A 17050-nucleotide genomic window follows, 5' to 3' on the forward strand; every position below is an offset into this window, starting at 1 on the left:
CACAGGAGACGCCCCCCATGCCCCTCACCCCGAATGCGGAAGTGCTGTCCGCGCTATATCGGAATTGCGTGTTCCGATCCGGCTTGCGCATGGATGCGCACGAGCAGGTCTCGCTGGAGCTGGCCGAGCATGCGCTGCGCTGGAAGCAGGGCGTGCCCGACGCGGCGCTTTTCAAGGGGCAACTGAATCATCTGAGCGTCTACGCGCTGCAGTACGGCGCCGAAGTCGAGGTCGCCCCGCGCCCGTTCGACGGCTTTTCGCTCGTCCACACGTCGCTTGCGGGCGGCGCCGAGATCGAGTGCGACGGGCACGTGATGGGCGTGTCCGAAGGGCGCACCGCCGTGCTGGCGCCGACGTCGCACGTCCGCCTTCGCTGGCGGTCCGGCACCCGGCAACTGATCGTCAAGGTGCCCGATTCGCTGATGCGCGCGGTCTGCGGCCGCCGGCCCGACGACGCGGCGCCCGGCCTCGCGCCGGGATTCCTGTTGCCGACGGCGCTTGCGTCGCAATGGGATCTGATCGCGCAGTCGCTGCTCAACGTGCTCGCCGTCGCCGACGACGGCGGCATCCGGGCCGAATGGCGCGACCATTTCGAACGAAGCCTCGCGCTGTTCCTGCTCGTGCATTGCCCGCCGTCGCCCGCCGCCGTGCATGCCGGCGCGGCGCCGCCAGCGCGCGGCGCGCCGGCGCAAGCCGCGTCGCGTGGCGGCATCCGGCAGATGGATGCGCTGCACGAATTCATCCACGCGCGGCTCTGCGCGCCGATCTCGCTCGAAGATCTCGCCAGGGCGGCCGGCGTCAGCCTGCGGACGCTGAACGTGCTGTGCCGGCGCTACCACGGCGCGACCCCGATGGAACTGCTGCGCAACATCCGGCTGGACGCCGCGCGCGTGCAGTTGCTGACCGACCCGGTGGCCAGCATCACCGATACGGCGCTGACGTTCGGCTTCGGGCACCTCGGCCGCTTTTCCGCGTACTACTTCGCCCGCTTCGACGAGTTGCCGCGCGACACGCAGAAGAAGCGGCCGCCGAACTAAAGGCCGCGTCGCCGGGCACGCGGCCACCGCTTTACGCGTCAGGCGATCGCCCGCATAGTAACGGTTTGCCCGCATCCCCGCCCTGCCGCCCCATCGCCATGCCTGATACGCCAACCGCCTGCATCGTCCGCGATTCGACCGAAGCCGATCTCGCCTCCATTCACGCGATCTATGCGCACCACGTCCGCCACGGCGTCGCGTCGTTCGAGGAAACGCCACCCGACGCCGCCGAGCTGCGCGCGCGCCGCGAAGCGGTGCTGGGCCACGGGCTGCCGTATCTCGTCGCCGAATGCGACGGCCGCGTGGCCGGCTACGCGTACGCGACGCCGTACCGCACGCGCAGCGCATACCGCTTCACGATCGAGGATTCGATCTACATCGACGATGCGCAGCGCGGGCGCGGGATCGGCCGCGCACTGCTCGCGGCGCTGATCTCGCGCTGCGAGGCCGGCCTGTGGCGGCAGATGATCGCGGTGATCGCCGACGGCGGCACCGGCGGCTCGACGTCGCTGCATCGCGCGTTCGGCTTCGAGCCGGCCGGCACGCTGAAGGCGGTCGGCTTCAAGCACGGCCGCTGGATCGACACGGCGCTGCTGCAGCGCCCGCTCGGGGACGGCGCACGCACGCTTCCCGCCTCGCCCGAGCCTGCCGCGTCGCGCTAGAATGGCCGCATGTCAAAACAGACTCATTCCCCCCCCGACGAGGCCGCGGCGGATTCCCGCAACGAGTACACGGTCGACGAACTGGCGCGCGTGTCCGACACGACCGTGCGCAACGTCCGCGCATACCAGGATCGCGGTTTGCTCGCGCCGCCCGAGAAGCGCGGGCGCGTCGGCATCTACGACGACACGCACGTCGCGCGCCTGAAGCTGATCAACCACCTGCTCGCGCGCGGCTACACGCTGTCGAACATCCAGGATCTGATCAAGGCGATCGACGAAGGCCACGACCTGCGCTCGATCCTCGGCCTCGAAAACGCGATCGGCGGGCGCTGGTCGCATGAACTGCCGAAAACCTATTCGCTCGCCGCGCTCGCGCAGATGTTCGGCCCGCAGGCGACCACGCAGCTTTCGCGCGTGACCGAGCTCGGGCTGCTCGAACGGCACGGCCTGTCGTTCGTCGCAAAGAGCCCCGCGCTGCTCGAAGCGGCGGCCGCGATGACGAAGGAAGGCATCCCGCCGCGCGAGCTGCTCGACGTGATCAGCCTCGCGCGGCCGCATTTCGACGCGATCGCGCGGCTGCTCGTCGATCTCGTCGTGAAGCGGCTCGACCGCTACGACGCCGACACGCTTCCGCCGGCCACCGACGTGCCCGAACTGGTCGACGCGATCTGGCGCCTGCGCCCGCTCGCGGCCGTGTTCGTCGAAGGCGAGACGAACCGCGCGCTCGAAGCCGCGGCGGGCGCATATCTCGGCGGCCGCGTCGCGACGATCCTCGACAAGAAGCTCAGCGACGAAGCGGCGCGCCAGTCCGGCACGCCCGATACGCAAGGCGACGACGACAAAGCATAGGGCCGCCGCCGTCATATTCTTATCGGCAATGCTTCGTTTGCGAGCGCAACCGCCCATGCGACGATTCTTCCAACCGAGCGGCACCGGCCGCTCTCCCGAAGACGTTTCGCATGGAGTCCGTTCGATGATTCGTTTCACCCGCTGGATCACCCGCACCGCCGCCGTCACGCTCGTCGCGCTGTCCGCCGCGTCGGCCTTCGCGCAGGGCGGCGCCGACAAGGTCGTGCGCATCGGCTATCAAAAGGCCGGCCTGCTGTCGATCATCAAGGCGCAGGGCTCGCTCGAAGCGCGGCTCAAGCCGCTCGGCTACAACGTGCAGTGGTTCGAATTCCCGGCCGGCCCGCAACTGCTCGAAGCGCTGAACGCGAACAGCATCGACTTCGGCTATACGGGCGCGCCGCCGCCCGTGTTCGCGCAGGCTGCCGGCGTGCGCTTCGTGTACGTCGGCGCGGAACCGCCGTCGCCGCACAACGAAGCCGTGTTCGTGAAGGCCGATTCGCCGATCCGCTCGCTCGCCGAGCTGCGCGGCAAGAAGGTCGCGCTGCAAAAAGGTTCGAGCGCGAACTACCTGCTGCTGGAAGCGCTGAAGAAGGCCGGCGTGCGCTACGACGAGATCCACCCCGTGTACCTGCCGCCCGCCGACGCGCGCGCCGCGTTCGAAAGCGGCAATGTCGATGCGTGGGCCGTCTGGGATCCGTATTACGCGGCCGCACAGAATTCGCTGAAGATCCGCACGCTGTCCGACTACACGGGCCTCACGCCGGCGAACAACTTCTACGAGGCGACGCGCGATTTCGCGGAGCAGCATGCCGACGTGGTCGGCGCGATCCTGAAGCAGGCGCGCGAGACGGGCCTGTGGGTCAACGGGCATCCGGCCGAGACCGCCGCGCTGATCGCGCCGAAGGTCGGGTTGCCGCTGCCGCTCGTCGAGACGTGGATCAAGCGCGTGCCGTTTGGGGCGGTGCCGGTCGACGGGAAGATCGTTGCGGTTCAGCAGGGTGTCGCGGACGCGTTCTACGCGGCGAAGCTGATTCCGCAGAAGCTGAGCGTCGCCGACAACGCGTGGAGCGACAAACGCGTGGCAACCGCGCTCGCGGCGAAGTAACGCGCAGCGCGCGCAGTCGAAAAAGGCCGACGGGCACCCTGCCCGTCGGCCTTTTTTGTTCTTCTCGAATTTTCGGGGAACGTGGAGCGAACTGTCGGTGTTCGGCCGGTTGCAGCCGCTCGCTATCCGCCGAAGACGATCTACGGATAGCGACGTCGAGAGACTACCATCCGGAAACGGCGCAGCCCTAAGCCTTGAGATCTGTTGCCGCGAAATCCGGATCTTCTCTTGGCCGAAGGATTTTTTCAACGAGCCGGGCCGACATATGACGGCTCAGTAGTCTCTGCAAGTTCGCCAGCAGTCGATTTCGCGCCCCCACAACCCGGTAGCTCAGATTGCGATCGAGCGCCCACAACGCATCCCGCACCACGTTCGCGACCGGCATCGGCACGCCGACAGCAGCCTCCTTCGCGCCGACAACGTCGAAAAAGGCCGTTTGCGTCGCGCCAGGACATAGCGCGACGACCCGGATGCCCCGATGCCGGTTCTCAGCCCAAACAGCTTCCGAAAATGACAGGAGAAAGGCCTTCGTCGCGCCGTAGACGGCCATATACGGATCGGGCTGGAATGCCGCGGTTGACGCGACGTTGATGACTGCGCCACCGGATCGCGCTTGCATCCCCGGCAGCAGAAGATGAGTCAGCTCGAGCGCGGCGATGCAGTTCACCAGAACTTCATCGCGCTGGCGCGTCAACGGAATCGTTTCAAAGCGCCCGTATGCTGCGAAGCCCGCATTGTTGATCAGCACATCGACGAACGTGCCGGTCTCCTTCAGATGACGATCGATCGTGTCGACGGCGTCGGCCGCACTCAGGTCGACCGTCAGAAAATCGGCGTCGCACGCATAGTCGCGCCGCAGTTCTGCGGCCAGATCGCGCAGCTTGTCGTGAGAGCGTGCGACCAGCAGGAGTCTTGCACCGCGTTCGGCCAATGCATAGGCAAACGCGCGCCCGATACCCGACGATGCACCGGTGACGAGTGCTGTTTTTCCGCCAAAATCGAAAGATTTACTCATAGCTTGCTGATGGAGTGGAACGGGAGTTTGCACTCTAAACCGTTGACTATAGGCAACGGTCAAGCGTAAATGACGCTCCACGACATTGATTGGAGGCAGCATGCGCATCGGCGAGCTATGCAAGCGGGCGGGTGTATCGCGCGACACCGTCCGTTACTACGAGCGCATGGGTCTGCTGGACAAAGCAACACAACCTAACGCGACGAACACTTACAAGCGCTATTCAGAACTTTCGTTACAGCGGATAAGGCTGATCGTCCACGCGAAGGCGTTGGGCTTCACGCTGGCGGAAATTCGCGACGTTGTCCATGTATGGGAAAGTCCGACGTTCGGCGTTGACCAAAAGGTCGCGTGCCTGCAAGCAAAACTCGCCGAACTCGACGCAAAGAGTCTCGCGTTGATCACGCTGCGAACAGGGTTGCTGAATGCGTTGGCCAAAGTTGGCGGCGATTGTGTCGAAGAAGAAATAGCGTGATGAGTCGCGTCCGTGCAAGTGACATGCTGCATCGACCGGTTGAATCCGCAGTCGGAAAGCGCGGGCCTGTCAGCAATTTCGTGTTCGAGGCATATGATGTTCCCAAGGAGAACGTATGCCACGCAAACCGAAAACACCGCCGGCAACGCTGCCGGCGATTCCCACCGAGCTGCTTGAACAGTTCGGCAATGGTCCGATGACGGCCGAGGCCATCAACGCCGCGACGATGGCGCTCAAGAAGGCGCTGATCGAGCAGGCGCTGGGTGGCGAGATGAATCATCATCTCGGCTATCCGCCCGGTGCTGCCAAGCCAGCCAATACGGGGGAACCAGCGCAATGGTAAAGGCGCCAAGACGACCCTGACCGAAGATGGACCGATACGCATCGAGGTCCCGCGTGACCGCAATGGCAGCTTCGAACCGTTGCTGATTCCCAAGCACGGACGACGCTTCACCGGTTTCGGCGACAAGATCGTTGCCATGTATGCCCGGGGGATGACGGTATGCGAGATTCAAGGCTTTCTGCTTGAGCAATACGGCACCGAGGTCTCGCCCGACTTCATCAGCTCCGTGACCGACGAGGTGATGGCCGAGGTCACTGCCTGGCAGGCCCGGCCGCTCGAGCCGATGTATCCAGTCGTATTCTTCGATGCGTTGCGGGTCAAGATCCGCGAAGACGCTGTGGTTCGCAACAAGGCGGTTTATCTGGCGCTGGGCGTGCTGCCCGATGGTTCGCGCGACATCCTCGGCCTGTGGATTGAAAACACCGAGGGTGCCAAGTTCTGGATGAAGGTGTTCAACGACCTGAAGACGCGTGGCATCCACGATGTCCTGATCGCCGTAACCGACGGCCTCAAAGGCATGCCCGAGGCGCTGGCTGCGGTGTTCCCGGTGACCACGCTGCAAACCTGCGTCGTCCATCTGATCCGCAACAGCCTCGATTACGCGAGCTGGAAGGATCGCAAGGGATTGGCCGCCGCGATCAAGCCGATCTATACGGCACCCAGCTCGGAGGCGGCTCAGGCCGAACTTGAGGCGTTTGCCGAAGGGCCCTGGGGCCAGAGATTCCCGCCCGTCAGCACAGCCTGGCGCAATGCCTGGGACCGCGTGATTCCGTTCTTTGCGTTTCCGCCTGAGATACGCAAGGTTATATACACTACGAACGCCATCGAGAATATCAACTCGCAACTGCGCAAGATCATCAAGACGCGGGGACACTTCGCGACAGATGACGCAGCGACGAAACTCATCTGGCTGGCACTGCGCAATATCACCGCTGATTGGGGACGCGCAGCCAAGGACTGGAAGGCGGCCATGAACCAATTCGCGATCCTCTACGCCGATCGTTTCGTTCGTCCGTCCGTGTGATTCTCAACCCGCCTTGAACACGGAAATTCTGATACCCCACTTTTTTCTACTGCTATGCCGGCAAAAGACCAGCAACACGATAGCTTTCAATTAGCCCGTCATAGACAGAGATATCCGCGCGACTTCTGGCGATGAGTTGCGCGCCAGCGACGGCTGCGAAGATAGCGCGAGCACGCCCCTCGCTGTCCTCGGCGCTGGCCGTGGCCGACAGCACTTTGCTCAACCACGCAATATTCACATCTGCAAAGGTTTGGACTTCTTTCGTTACCGCTTCGGGCAAGTCATCAGATTCGGCGGCCATGAAACTGCAGAGGCAGATACGATTACCGTTCTCCAGCGCCTTGCGAAACGTCTCTGGATAGCGGCGCAGACAGTCGATCGGATCCGAGGATTCAGTCCACAGTGCGTCCAGAGTGGCCGCCGAGTCCTCCCAGTAGCGCCTTGCTACCGCCGCGCCAAGATCGGCCTTCGTGGGAAAGTGATGGTGAATGCTGGCTGCCTTGATACCGACCGCTAACGCGAGATCACGAAAATTCAGACCGTCGTAGCCATGCGACTGCGCAGCCAGCTTGGCTGCCGCGAGGATGTTTTCCCTTGAATTCGAACTGGCTTCGTTCCTCACTGCTTGCCTCGCTTAAGAAAAATACGTGTTGACCAAGCACATTATAGCGTCTAACGTAAACCTACCAAGTGGCAGGTAGGGTCGCATCAAACGGTTCGGCCCTATCTAATTTCAAACGCTTCACCCCTCCTGATAGGCGAACCATGGCTTCCGACACCCGCGAATTCGACGTAAGCAAACTGGCTACGATGACGATTTACGATTTCCCCACGGGCCCTTATCCGACACGAGTCCGTATCGCTCTGGCCGAGAAGAGCCTGCAATCGCGCGTCCAGTACGTCTTGGTCGATCTCTACAAGGGCGAGCACAAAAGGCCTGGGTTCATCGCCAACAAGAACTACTCCGGCACGCTACCGGTGCTTGAACTGGATGACGGAACCTGTATTGCCGAGTGCACCGCCATTACCGAATACCTCGACACGCTCGATGGCGTACCCACGCTTACCGGTAGCACGCCGCGCGAAAAGGGTGTGATCCACATGATGAGCAAGCGCGCCGAGCTGGAATTGCTCGACGCCATCAGTGTCTATTTCCACCACGCCACGCCCGGGCTCGGGCCCGAAGTCGAGCTCTATCAGAACTCCGAATGGGGATTTCGTCAGCGTGACAAAGCCCTGAGGGGCATGCAGTACTTCAATGACGTCCTGAAAAAGCAGCCATTTGTCGGCGGGGATGCGTTCTCGATGGCCGACATCACCGTCATCGGCGGCCTGGTCTTCGCGTCGATCGTGAAGCTGCCCGTTCCCACCGAGTGTGAAGCCCTTCTCGCCTGGTACAAGAGAATGCGGGAACGCCCGAGTGTCAAGAACCAGCCGGCATTTGCCTGAAATTGCAGCTGTGGCCGGACTTCATTGACGAGCGACCAATCTTGGATTGCAGACCCAAGCGAACGCAGTCGAGAGAATGAGCTGACATATTCCCGCTTAAGCCGAAGCCAAACTGATTGTGGCGGTCCGGCAATGGACAAGGCTAAGACATTCATCCGGCGGCTGAGCGTCTGCAAACGGACATGCGCGAAAGATCGACGCTCTTCGTAGGATGATCGGGGCCAATTTCGTCCGACCGGGAACATTGGACCGGATCACCCCTCGGAGGCAGCCCACCTTTGAACACTAACCTCTGCCAGCGCCTCGAATACAGCGGGTGTGCGTTCCAGGCGGGCGATCGTCCGCGCGCCTTCGAGGGCGGCTACCAATGCGGCTGCGGTAGAGGACGCGCGCGTGGGAGCGAAACCGCACCCCCTAAAATGCTCCGCGATAATCTCGGTCGACTCAACAAACCCGCGTGCTATCCGTTTGGTCAGCTCGGCGTCGAGCGCGGGCAGCTCATTCGCCAGATTTTGCATCAGACATCCATACTGGAAATCAGAGGCGACCATTTCAGCCGCGAATGTCCTGAAAATCTGATGAACAAAATTCAGAGCATCACCCGTCGTATTCGCCGAGATGTCCCGTAGTACAGCAATTCGATTCGCAATGTAATTATCGATTGCTTCTTCTGCGAGTTGTGCCTTGCCGCGTGGAAAGTGAAAGTAGAACGATCCTTTAGGCGCACCGCTTTCTTCAAGGATCTGGGTCAATCCCGTCGCAGTGTAGCCCTGGATGCGAAACAGTCGTTGAGCCGTGGCAATCGCGCGAGCGCGGGCGTCAGTCTTACGTGGCATGCCGAGAACATAGCACGTTTCGCTTGATGATTCTATGGCGATTGGCATAGTATGGTGATCACCATATCCGGAGCCCGGCGATGCCCCTCGACCCAATCGCAAGTCAAGAAGGTTCGTTCAGTGATCCGCAGCCTCCCCAGATCGCGGCACGAATAGCTGAAACTCAACGTGAAACGCGCGGGTTTTCTCGCTCATCCCATGCAGAGCGTCTTCGTGTCGGGGCTGCTCGTCCTCGATTGCCCGGCCGCCGGGCGAATCGTTCGTCGCGTGCGTTTTCGCTGAAGCTGAAGACAGCGCTTGCACGCGGACGGGGTGTTCCATCATGAGTCGCCCACATCGCTTCAGGCCAACGGCGTCCCGACGAGCCTTCCTGGCGATGGGCGCGGTCAGCCTGTTTGCCCCTTTGATTCGACCCGCCCGCGCAACCCCCATAGGAGGAGTTGACTTGTCCGCATCAACATATGGCGGTGGAACGCTTCCGAAGACGGTCCGCTCGCGCATGATCCACGGGGTCAACGGCCTCGATGTCCATATTCTCGAGGCCGGTTACGAGCCCCCCGGCCGGCCGCTTGCATTGCTTCTGCACGGTTTTCCCGATTTGGCTTACGGCTGGCGACACCTGATCCCGATTCTGGCCGACGCCGGCTACCATGTCGTGGCGCCCGACCAGCGGGGTTTTGGCCGCACCACCGGTTGGATGAACGACTATGACGCCCAGCTGGCGCCTTTCAGCCTTTTGAATATGGCGCGTGACGCCCTCGGATTGGTTTTGGCGTTGGGGTATCGGCGTACGGCAATGCTCGTCGGGCACGACCTCGGCTCGCCCGTCGCGGCCTATTGTGCGCTAGCCCGACCTGACGTCTTTCCCTCGGTAGTGCTGATGAGCGCACCGTTCCCCGGTCCGCCGACGCTTCCGTTCAACATTGCGGAAAGCGAGGTATCGTCGGTTCAACCGAATACCGGCAATCAAAAGCTGGCGGCCGCGCTGGCTGCGCTCGACCCGCCGAGAGAGTATTACCAGCAATACCTGAGCACACGGGAGGCGAACCATGACATGTGGCATCCCCCTCAAGGCTTACACGCGTTTCTTCGTGCATTTTTCTACGTCAAGAGCGCCGACTGGCCGGGAAATAAGCCGCATCCGTTGAAGGCGCTGACCGCCGCAGAACTTGCGCAAATGCCCACCTATTACGTCATGGATCTCGGCAAGACGATGCCCGAGACCGTCGCGCCATTCCAACCCTCCGCCGCCGAGGTCCTGGCCAGCAAATGGCTCACCGAGCCGGAACTTGGGGTGTACACGGAGGAGTATGGCCGCACGGGGTTTCAAGGCGCCCTGCAGGCTTATCGCGTCTTTTCCGATCCTGACCTAAACGCTGAGTTGCGCCTGTTTTCGGGCAAGACGATCGATGTCCCGTCGCTCTTCATTGGCGGCAAGAGCGATTGGGGTACGTATTCGGCGCCGGGCGCGCTCGATCTCATGAGGACGAAGGCGACGACGAGAATGGCGGGCATCGAGATGATCGACGGCGCCGGTCACTGGATCCAACAGGAGCAGCCGGTTCGGCTCAGCGAGCTCCTGCTCGCCTTCACCAAGGAGGTGGTTGGGGCGGATCACACCGGCAGTTAGGTTGGGGAATGGCTATCGTGGCTCTTGAAAATATCGCCCGACTTCCAGACCACCGTCCCAAAAACACGACAAGCGATCCTAAGCGACAGCGGCGGACACGGCATCAAGAAGCCATTTTGCGACGCGCTGACTTGCCTTGCTGCGACTGCTCGCTCGTCGTTGAATCAATGATGTCTGCCCCACGCATTCGAGCGGCGTTCCGTCGAATTTCACCAATTCGCCGGCAGCCAGATGGTCCGCCACCAGCGATTGGCGTGCGAGAGCGACGCCTGCCCCGCGGCGCGCGGCCTCGATCATCAAGCCCGCATCGCTGAACACGATCCGCCTGCGCTCTCGCGGAATATCGCATCCGTTGAACTCATACCATGCGTCCCACGATTGGTGGCGAGATCCGCCGAGACGGCTGCAGTCATCTTCGAGCAACCTCATACCGTCGAACGGGTCCGGGCGCCCGGCACGGCTCGCCCGACTGCCGGGCGCGTGGACCGGGATGAGCACGTCGTCGGTTGCCGTCATCCGCTCTCCCGGGATACCAGCCCTCGGATGCAAGCGGATCGCGAGATCGTATTCGCCTTCGTCGATGGCTACGATCTCGTCGGAAACGTGCAGATCGAGACAGATGTCTTCAAAGGACTGGGAGAGCGATTCGAGTCGGGGAGCGAGCCAGCAGTGCGCAAAGGACGAGACAACCGTCATGCGGACAGTGTCGCGGCGATCCGCAAGCCTGTTGTCCGCGCGCGCCAGCGTTCTCAGCACGCCTTCCGCTGTTGCCAGATAAGCAAGGCCATCGCGGGTCAATTCGAAGCGGCCATGGTCTCGATGGATCAGGCATGTATTGAGGCGGGTTTCGAGAGCCGCCACGCGCTGGCTGACAGCACTCTGTGACACGCCGATTTCGACAGCCGCCTGCTTGAAACTCTTCAGCCGGGCGACAGCCTCAAAGGCGCGAAGCAAGTGGGTCTGGGGCGGATCACGGCGGACAGGCATCATCGGGCCTTATAGCTGATCAGAAAAACGCCATCGACAGGGGCCATCAGGGCCAATAGATTACCCGTGCGGCTATCGAAAGACAAAGGAACGGTGATGAGGAACAACTTCGAGATGTTGGCACGTTGGACCGTCTGGGCGAATGGCCTCCTATACGACGCATGCGCCGGGCTTTCGCCGGACGACTATTTTCTCGAGCGCGCCTGCGCCTTCGGCTCGATCCACAATACGCTCAATCATCTGCTTGCCACCGACCGCATCTGGCTCGGCCGGCTCTCCGGGGAAGGGCATGACATCCCGTCCCTGGACCATGTCGTCTGCCAGGATTTCGAGAGCCTGCGAACCGCAAGACTAACGGAGGATGAGCGGCTTGTCCGCATTGTCGGCACGGTCGCACGCAACGACCTGGAGAAAAACATCGACTACACGAGCATGGATGGAACGCCGCAACGAAAACCTCTTCAACTCGTTCTTTCCCACATTTTCATTCATCACGCCCACCATCGCGGCCAAGTTCATGCGCTCCTCTCGCAGACGCCCGTCGCGCCCCCCGCCCTGGACATCACCTATTTTCCGCTCGGATGACCCATGCTTGCGTGGAAGCGGATTGCCATCGCATGCAATGCAACGACTTATCGACCTCGGAACCTGTTTTCAGGCCGTGAGCCCCCGCAGCGCAGGAACGAGTCGGATAGCGCCGCCGGAAGATGCGCACACTCGATCCCGTTCGCCTGAAAGGAGATCGTCATGGAGAATCCGCACAGAGGTGCTGTCGATGCGCGCGCGGCTCACGCCAGCCAGCACGCGAACAGATCGTGCGTCGTGGGCACCTCGTACTTGAGCAACAAACCCGCGTGATGAAGGTCGACCATCGCCCTACTTCAACGCCCCCGCCACCTTCTTCTGCCGCCATAGACACAGCAGATCGCAAGCGACATGCGCGGCCGCGATCGCCGTAATGTCCGCGTGATCGTAAGCAGGCGCGACCTCGACAACATCCGCACCGACCAGGTTCACCGCCCCGAGCGCACGCACGATCGCCAGCGCCTGCGCGGACGACAGCCCGCCCGCGACCGGCGTGCCCGTGCCGGGCGCGAACGCCGGATCGAGGCAGTCGATGTCGAACGTCAGGTACGCGGGCCGCGCGCCGACGATGTCGACGATCCGCTCGACCGCCGCGCGCGAACCGTGGTCGTGCACCCACGCGGCATCGAGCCGCTCGATCCCGAGAAAATCGTCGTTCCACGTGCGGATGCCGACCTGCACCGACGTCGCGGGATCGATCAGCCCTTCCTTCACGGCCTTGTAGAACATCGTGCCGTGATTGAGGCTGTCCGGATCGTCGTCGGCCCACGTATCGCAGTGCGCGTCGAAATGGATCAGCGACAGCGGCTTGCCGTAGCGCTCCGCGTGCGCGACCAATAGCGGATACGTAATGTAGTGATCGCCGCCGAGCGTCAGCATCTTCGCGCCCGAGCGCAGGATCGTGCGCGCATGCTCGACGATCGCGGGCTTGATCGACAGCGGGTTGTGCGCATCGAACCAGCAGTCGCCGTAGTCGACGGCCGCGAGATCGTCGAACGGATCGAAGCCCCACGGATACGGATTGAGCTCCGCGAGCTGCACGCTCGCCGCACGGATCGCGGCCGGCCCGAGCCGCGCGCCGGAGCGATAGGTGGTCGCGAGGTCGAGCGGCACGCCGGAAATCGCGACGTCGACGCCGTCGAGCGCGCGCGAATAGTTGCGGCGCATGAACGACAGCACGCCCGCATAGGTGTTTTCGATCGAGGAGCCGTACGGCGTCGTGCGACGGATCGCGCCGTCGCCATGGAGAAGTTCGGTCATGGTCGGACCTGTTTTCATGGGGGCCGGCTCGGCCTCGCGTTGCATGGGCGCGCGGGCCGGGCACGGCGTGGATACATCGGGCACGCACCGGCTTGCGCATCCAGTCGCGCGGCCGGGCGGGACAACGACAACGGCTATACCGCGGCGATCATAGCAAGCCGAATTGGAGCCGTTGCCCCGGTTCAGCAGGGGCAACGCGTTGAAAAATCCGGCGGCAACGGCCGCGCATCGTCACCCGGCAGCACCGGATCGCGGCGGCGGCGGGCACACACCTGCACGTGTCATCCCGACCGCGTCCTAGAAGGATTCGCCGGTTTTCGCCCGCCCTTTCTTCCGGATAATGGCCGCAGCCGCGCCGCCGACGACGACGGCGCGCCGTCCACCGCAGACAACAACAAACCGGAGACACCCGCCTTGATCGCCACGCTTCCCGCCACCTATCGCCGGCTCTGGCCGCTCGCCGTCGCCGCCGCGCTGCTGTACGGACTGTCGCTCGCCGCCGCGCCCTATCCGGGCCAGGCCGCCGCGAAAGCCGCGATGGGCATCCTGCTGCTCGCGGCGGGCAGCACCTGCGGCGCGCCGCGCGAACGCGCGTGGCTGTGCGCGGCGCTCGCGACGGCCGTGCTCGGCGACGCGCTGCTCGCGCTGCCCGACTGGCCGCTGTCGTTCGTCCTCGGCCTCGGCGCGTTCCTGCTCACGCACCTGTGCTATTGCGCGATCTTCCTGCGCTGGCGCGCGCGGCCGCACGGCTGGCGCATCGTCGCGCTGATCGGGCTGTGGATCGCCGCGCCCGCGTTCTACCTCGCCTTCCTGCCGCACCTCGGCGAACTGCTGGCACCGGTCGCCGTCTACATGCTCGTGCTGTGCGCGATGGCGAGCTTCGCGCTCGCCGCCCGCACGCACGGCCCGCTGGTGGCCGTCGGCAGCCTGATCTTCGTCGGCTCCGATACGCTGATCGGCGTCGGCCGGTTCCTCGGCGGTTTTCCGGGCATCGATTACCTGATCTGGGGCCTCTACGCGCTCGCGCAGGTCACGATCGTGGCCGGGGTTTTCCATGAGACGGCCGCCCGATCGATCCGCCCCTGATTCCGTTTCAAACAGACCGCCGCATACCGGCGGTCTCCTCTCCGCCCCGCTCCGCCCGTATCGACGCGTCTTTCCGCGTATCCCGCATTGCGGAAAATGCGCTGTTCCAAACCCCGCTCAGCCTTTTCCCGCCTGGTTTTCCGGCCCTTAGAGCGCCACTTCTAGCCTCTTGCGGTTTCCGGGCTCACCCACTATCGTTACATCAACCAATGTAACATTAAAAAATGAGCCAAATCGGAGACACCCGGATGAATGCTCGCACGTTGCCTTTCGGTCCGCCCGGCCACGACGGCCTGGACGAAACCATCGACATCGCCATCATCGGCACCGGCTTCGCCGGTCTCGGGATGGCGATCCGCCTGCGGCAGACAGGCTTGACCGACTTCGTCGTCCTCGAGAAGGCCGCGTCGGTCGGCGGCACGTGGCGCGACAATCACTACCCCGGGTGTGCATGCGACGTGCAATCGCACGTCTATTCGTTCTCGTTCGCGCCGAACCCGCGCTGGACGCGCATGTTCGCGCCGCAGCCGGAAATCCGCGCGTATCTGGAAGACTGCGTGCAGCGCTTCGGGATCGGCCCGCACCTGCGCATGAACCACGAGCTGCAGCGCGCCGAGTACGACGAGGCCGCGCAGCGCTGGCGCCTCACGTTCGCGAACGGCAAGCGGCTGTCCGCGCGCGTGCTGGTGTCGGGGATGGGCGGCCTGTCGCGCGCCGCGCTGCCGGCAATTCCGGGCGTCGAGAATTTCCGGGGCCGCGCGTTCCATTCGCAGCAGTGGGATCACGACTACGCGCTCGAAGGCAAGCGCGTCGCGGTGATCGGCACCGGCGCGAGCGCGATCCAGTTCGTGCCGCAGATCGCGCCGCGCGTGAAGGCGCTCGCGCTGTTCCAGCGCACGCCGCCGTGGATCATGCCGAAACCCGACCGCAACCTGACCGGGTTCGAGAAATGGCTGTTCCGCACGCTGCCGTTCACGCAGAAGGTGGTGCGCAGCGGCATCTACTGGATGCTCGAATCGCGCGTGCTCGGCTTCGCGATCCATCCGTCGCTGATGAAGAACGTGCAGAAGCTCGCGCTGCGCCACATCCGCAAGCAGATTCCCGATCCGGAGCTGCGCAAGACCGTCACGCCGAACTACACGCTCGGCTGCAAGCGCGTGCTGATCTCGAACGACTACTACCCGGCGCTGTCGCGCAAGAACGTCGACGTGATCACGACCGGCATCGACCATATCGAAGCCGACGCGGTCGTGACGACCGACGGCCGCCGCCATGAAGTCGACTGCCTGATCTACGGCACCGGCTTCCAGGTCGCCGATCCGTATCCGCGCGGCGCGATCGTCGGCCGCGGCGGCCTCGACATCGTCGACGCATGGCGCGACGGCGCGCATGCGTATCTCGGCTCGACGCTGCCCGGCTACCCGAACTTCTTCATGATCGTCGGCCCGAACACGGGCCTCGGCCACAACTCGATGGTGTTCATGATCGAGTCGCAGATCGAATACATCCTCGGCGCGCTGCAGGCGATGCGCCGCGAGCGCGCGGACGCGATCGAGGTGCGTCCGCTCGTCGAAGCTCAGTTCAACAGCGACCTTCAAGGCAAGCTGAAGAAAGCGATCTGGTCGACGGGCGGCTGCAAGAGCTGGTATCTCGATCCGCGCACGGGCAAGAACACGACGCTGTGGCCGGGCTTCACGTGGCGTTTCCGCCAGGCGACCGCGCGCTTCTCGATCGCCGATTACCACGCGTATCGCGCACCGCACGACACGATCGCGCGGCCGATCGCCGCGCCCGCCGCTTCCGCCTCCACTTCCGCCGAAGCGGCCTGAGCCCGACAAGGAGCCAACGACATGAGAGATTTCGCCAACAAGGTCGCCGCGATCACGGGTGCCGGCTCGGGCATGGGCCGCTCGCTCGCGATCCAGCTCGCGCAGGCCGGCTGCCATGTGTCGCTCGCCGACAAGAACGGCGTCGGCCTCGCCGAAACCGAACGGATCGTCCGCGCGATCGCGCCGAACGTGCGCGTGTCGACGCGCGTGCTCGACGTCGGCGAGCGCGACGCGATGTTCGCGTGGGCCGACGACACCGCGAAGGAACACGGCAAGGTCAACCTGATCTTCAACAACGCGGGCGTCGCGCTGTCGAGCACGATCGAAGGGATGGACTACAGCGATCTCGAGTGGATCGTGAACATCAATTTCTGGGGTGTCGTGCACGGCACGAAGGCGTTCCTGCCGCACCTGAAGGCATCCGGCGACGGCCACGTGATCAACACGTCGAGCCTGTTCGGGATCTTCGCGCAACCGGGCATGAGCGGCTACAACGCGACCAAGTTCGCGGTGCGCGGCTTCACCGAATCGCTGCGCCAGGAGCTCGACATGATGAAGTGCGGCGTGTCGGCGACCTGCGTGCATCCGGGCGGCATCCGCACGAACATCGCGCAGGCCAGCCGCGTGTCGAAGAACATGGTCGGCTTCATGGTCGCGAGCGAGCAGCAAGGCAGGGACACGTTCGAGAAGTTCTTCATCACGACCGCCGACGACGCCGCGCGCACGATCCTCGCCGGCGTGCGCCGCAACAAGCGCCGCGTGCTGATCGGCCGCGATGCGAAGGCCGGCGACTGGATGGCGCGCGTCCTGCCGTCCGCGTACCAGGCGCTCGTCGTGCTCGCGACGCGCCGCGAGGCCGCGCGGGCCCGCCGCGACGC

Annotated in this window: 16 protein-coding genes and 1 pseudogene; 12 read left to right on the forward strand and 5 right to left on the reverse strand. The window is 63.8% G+C overall.

All coding sequences use genetic code 11. The annotated features are described in order from the left end of the window. Positions 1 to 17: 17 nt before the first annotated feature. The 4 genes from ACPUER_RS25595 (at position 18) to ACPUER_RS25610 (ending at position 3653) form a co-directional block, all read left to right on the forward strand. On the forward strand, positions 18 to 1037 hold the full coding sequence (locus ACPUER_RS25595; protein WP_310137371.1) for an AraC family transcriptional regulator: 1020 nt from the start codon (positions 18 to 20) through the stop codon (positions 1035 to 1037). Positions 1038 to 1135: 98 nt separating this feature from the next. Continuing rightward, the gene (locus ACPUER_RS25600) at positions 1136 to 1699 is read left to right on the forward strand and encodes an N-acetyltransferase family protein (RefSeq protein WP_425132466.1); all 564 of its coding nucleotides are present in this window, start codon (positions 1136 to 1138) and stop codon (positions 1697 to 1699) included. A gap of 9 nt (positions 1700 to 1708) precedes the next feature. Further along, entirely contained in the window at positions 1709 to 2548 is an 840-nt protein-coding gene (locus ACPUER_RS25605; protein ID WP_175959352.1) for a MerR family transcriptional regulator, read from the forward strand. A gap of 124 nt (positions 2549 to 2672) precedes the next feature. Continuing rightward, a complete protein-coding gene (locus ACPUER_RS25610; RefSeq protein WP_175959353.1) occupies positions 2673 to 3653 on the forward strand; it encodes a sulfonate ABC transporter substrate-binding protein in 981 nt (326 codons plus the stop codon). A gap of 187 nt (positions 3654 to 3840) precedes the next feature. Here the strand turns inward: ACPUER_RS25610 and ACPUER_RS25615 are convergent, their stop codons facing one another. Continuing rightward, a complete protein-coding gene (locus tag ACPUER_RS25615) occupies positions 3841 to 4668 on the reverse strand; it encodes an SDR family NAD(P)-dependent oxidoreductase (RefSeq protein ID WP_425132467.1) in 828 nt (275 codons plus the stop codon). A 100-nt stretch (positions 4669 to 4768) separates the two neighbouring features. Between ACPUER_RS25615 and ACPUER_RS25620 the strand changes: the two genes are divergently transcribed. Together ACPUER_RS25620 and ACPUER_RS25625 are read left to right on the forward strand one after the other, a co-directional pair. Then, a complete protein-coding gene (locus tag ACPUER_RS25620; protein WP_072443292.1) occupies positions 4769 to 5143 on the forward strand; it encodes a heavy metal-responsive transcriptional regulator in 375 nt (124 codons plus the stop codon). A 115-nt stretch (positions 5144 to 5258) separates the two neighbouring features. Next, positions 5259 to 6510 (forward strand): annotated as a pseudogene (locus ACPUER_RS25625) (IS256 family transposase). 52 nt (positions 6511 to 6562) lie between these two features. Here ACPUER_RS25625 and ACPUER_RS25630 read toward each other — a convergent pair. Continuing rightward, positions 6563 to 7132, reverse strand: a complete 570-nt coding sequence (locus ACPUER_RS25630) for a TetR/AcrR family transcriptional regulator (protein WP_072443294.1) — start codon at positions 7130 to 7132, stop codon at positions 6563 to 6565. Positions 7133 to 7275: 143 nt separating this feature from the next. Here ACPUER_RS25630 and ACPUER_RS25635 point away from each other — a divergent pair, with 143 nt between their 5' ends. Further along, on the forward strand, positions 7276 to 7959 hold the full coding sequence (locus ACPUER_RS25635; RefSeq protein ID WP_310137347.1) for a glutathione S-transferase: 684 nt from the start codon (positions 7276 to 7278) through the stop codon (positions 7957 to 7959). Positions 7960 to 8213: 254 nt separating this feature from the next. On the opposite strand, the gene ACPUER_RS25640 is transcribed toward ACPUER_RS25635, so the two are convergent. Continuing rightward, the gene (locus tag ACPUER_RS25640) at positions 8214 to 8843 is read right to left on the reverse strand and encodes a TetR/AcrR family transcriptional regulator (protein ID WP_425132468.1); all 630 of its coding nucleotides are present in this window, start codon (positions 8841 to 8843) and stop codon (positions 8214 to 8216) included. 451 nt (positions 8844 to 9294) lie between these two features. Here ACPUER_RS25640 and ACPUER_RS25645 point away from each other — a divergent pair, with 451 nt between their 5' ends. Beyond that, positions 9295 to 10425, forward strand: coding sequence for an alpha/beta fold hydrolase (locus ACPUER_RS25645; protein ID WP_175959718.1), 1131 nt, complete (start codon positions 9295 to 9297; stop codon positions 10423 to 10425). Between the two features lie 78 nt (positions 10426 to 10503). On the opposite strand, the gene ACPUER_RS25650 is transcribed toward ACPUER_RS25645, so the two are convergent. Further along, entirely contained in the window at positions 10504 to 11379 is an 876-nt protein-coding gene (locus ACPUER_RS25650) for a LysR substrate-binding domain-containing protein (protein WP_425132469.1), read from the reverse strand. Positions 11380 to 11508: 129 nt separating this feature from the next. Between ACPUER_RS25650 and ACPUER_RS25655 the strand changes: the two genes are divergently transcribed. After that, positions 11509 to 11997: a DinB family protein gene (locus tag ACPUER_RS25655; RefSeq protein ID WP_425132470.1), complete on the forward strand. Its 489-nt coding sequence runs from the start codon at positions 11509 to 11511 to the stop codon at positions 11995 to 11997. 291 nt (positions 11998 to 12288) lie between these two features. Here the strand turns inward: ACPUER_RS25655 and speB are convergent, their stop codons facing one another. Further along, a complete protein-coding gene (gene speB, locus ACPUER_RS25660; RefSeq protein ID WP_175959360.1) occupies positions 12289 to 13257 on the reverse strand; it encodes an agmatinase in 969 nt (322 codons plus the stop codon). Between the two features lie 414 nt (positions 13258 to 13671). Here speB and ACPUER_RS25665 point away from each other — a divergent pair, with 414 nt between their 5' ends. From ACPUER_RS25665 to ACPUER_RS25675, 3 genes are all read left to right on the forward strand, one after another. Continuing rightward, on the forward strand, positions 13672 to 14343 hold the full coding sequence (locus ACPUER_RS25665; RefSeq protein WP_425132471.1) for a lysoplasmalogenase: 672 nt from the start codon (positions 13672 to 13674) through the stop codon (positions 14341 to 14343). Positions 14344 to 14591: 248 nt separating this feature from the next. Further along, positions 14592 to 16172 carry a flavin-containing monooxygenase gene (locus tag ACPUER_RS25670; protein WP_425132472.1) on the forward strand — a complete coding sequence of 527 codons (1581 nt, stop codon included), beginning with the start codon at positions 14592 to 14594 and terminating at the stop codon, positions 16170 to 16172. A gap of 21 nt (positions 16173 to 16193) precedes the next feature. Then, on the forward strand, positions 16194 to 17050 hold an 857-nt coding region (locus ACPUER_RS25675), incomplete at its 3' end, for an SDR family NAD(P)-dependent oxidoreductase (protein ID WP_425132473.1).

It is taken from the genome of Burkholderia sp. DN3021, assembly GCF_049805555.1.
Classification (GTDB): domain Bacteria; phylum Pseudomonadota; class Gammaproteobacteria; order Burkholderiales; family Burkholderiaceae; genus Burkholderia; species Burkholderia pyrrocinia_C.

What these genes read in the sequence shown, in the direction of transcription:
- ACPUER_RS25655 (WP_425132470.1), top strand. Translation starts at nt 11,509, where the DNA reads ATGAGGAACAACTTCGAGATGTTGGCACGTTGGACCGTCTGGGCGAAT.
- ACPUER_RS25645 (WP_175959718.1), top strand. Translation starts at nt 9,295, where the DNA reads ATGATCCACGGGGTCAACGGCCTCGATGTCCATATTCTCGAGGCCGGT.
- ACPUER_RS25635 (WP_310137347.1), top strand. Translation starts at nt 7,276, where the DNA reads ATGGCTTCCGACACCCGCGAATTCGACGTAAGCAAACTGGCTACGATG.
- ACPUER_RS25605 (WP_175959352.1), top strand. Translation starts at nt 1,709, where the DNA reads ATGTCAAAACAGACTCATTCCCCCCCCGACGAGGCCGCGGCGGATTCC.
- ACPUER_RS25600 (WP_425132466.1), top strand. Translation starts at nt 1,136, where the DNA reads ATGCCTGATACGCCAACCGCCTGCATCGTCCGCGATTCGACCGAAGCC.
- ACPUER_RS25620 (WP_072443292.1), top strand. Translation starts at nt 4,769, where the DNA reads ATGCGCATCGGCGAGCTATGCAAGCGGGCGGGTGTATCGCGCGACACC.
- ACPUER_RS25610 (WP_175959353.1), top strand. Translation starts at nt 2,673, where the DNA reads ATGATTCGTTTCACCCGCTGGATCACCCGCACCGCCGCCGTCACGCTC.
- ACPUER_RS25640 (WP_425132468.1), bottom strand. Translation starts at nt 8,843, where the DNA reads ATGCCAATCGCCATAGAATCATCAAGCGAAACGTGCTATGTTCTCGGC.
- ACPUER_RS25595 (WP_310137371.1), top strand. Translation starts at nt 18, where the DNA reads ATGCCCCTCACCCCGAATGCGGAAGTGCTGTCCGCGCTATATCGGAAT.
- ACPUER_RS25615 (WP_425132467.1), bottom strand. Translation starts at nt 4,668, where the DNA reads ATGAGTAAATCTTTCGATTTTGGCGGAAAAACAGCACTCGTCACCGGT.
- speB (WP_175959360.1), bottom strand. Translation starts at nt 13,257, where the DNA reads ATGACCGAACTTCTCCATGGCGACGGCGCGATCCGTCGCACGACGCCG.
- ACPUER_RS25670 (WP_425132472.1), top strand. Translation starts at nt 14,592, where the DNA reads ATGAATGCTCGCACGTTGCCTTTCGGTCCGCCCGGCCACGACGGCCTG.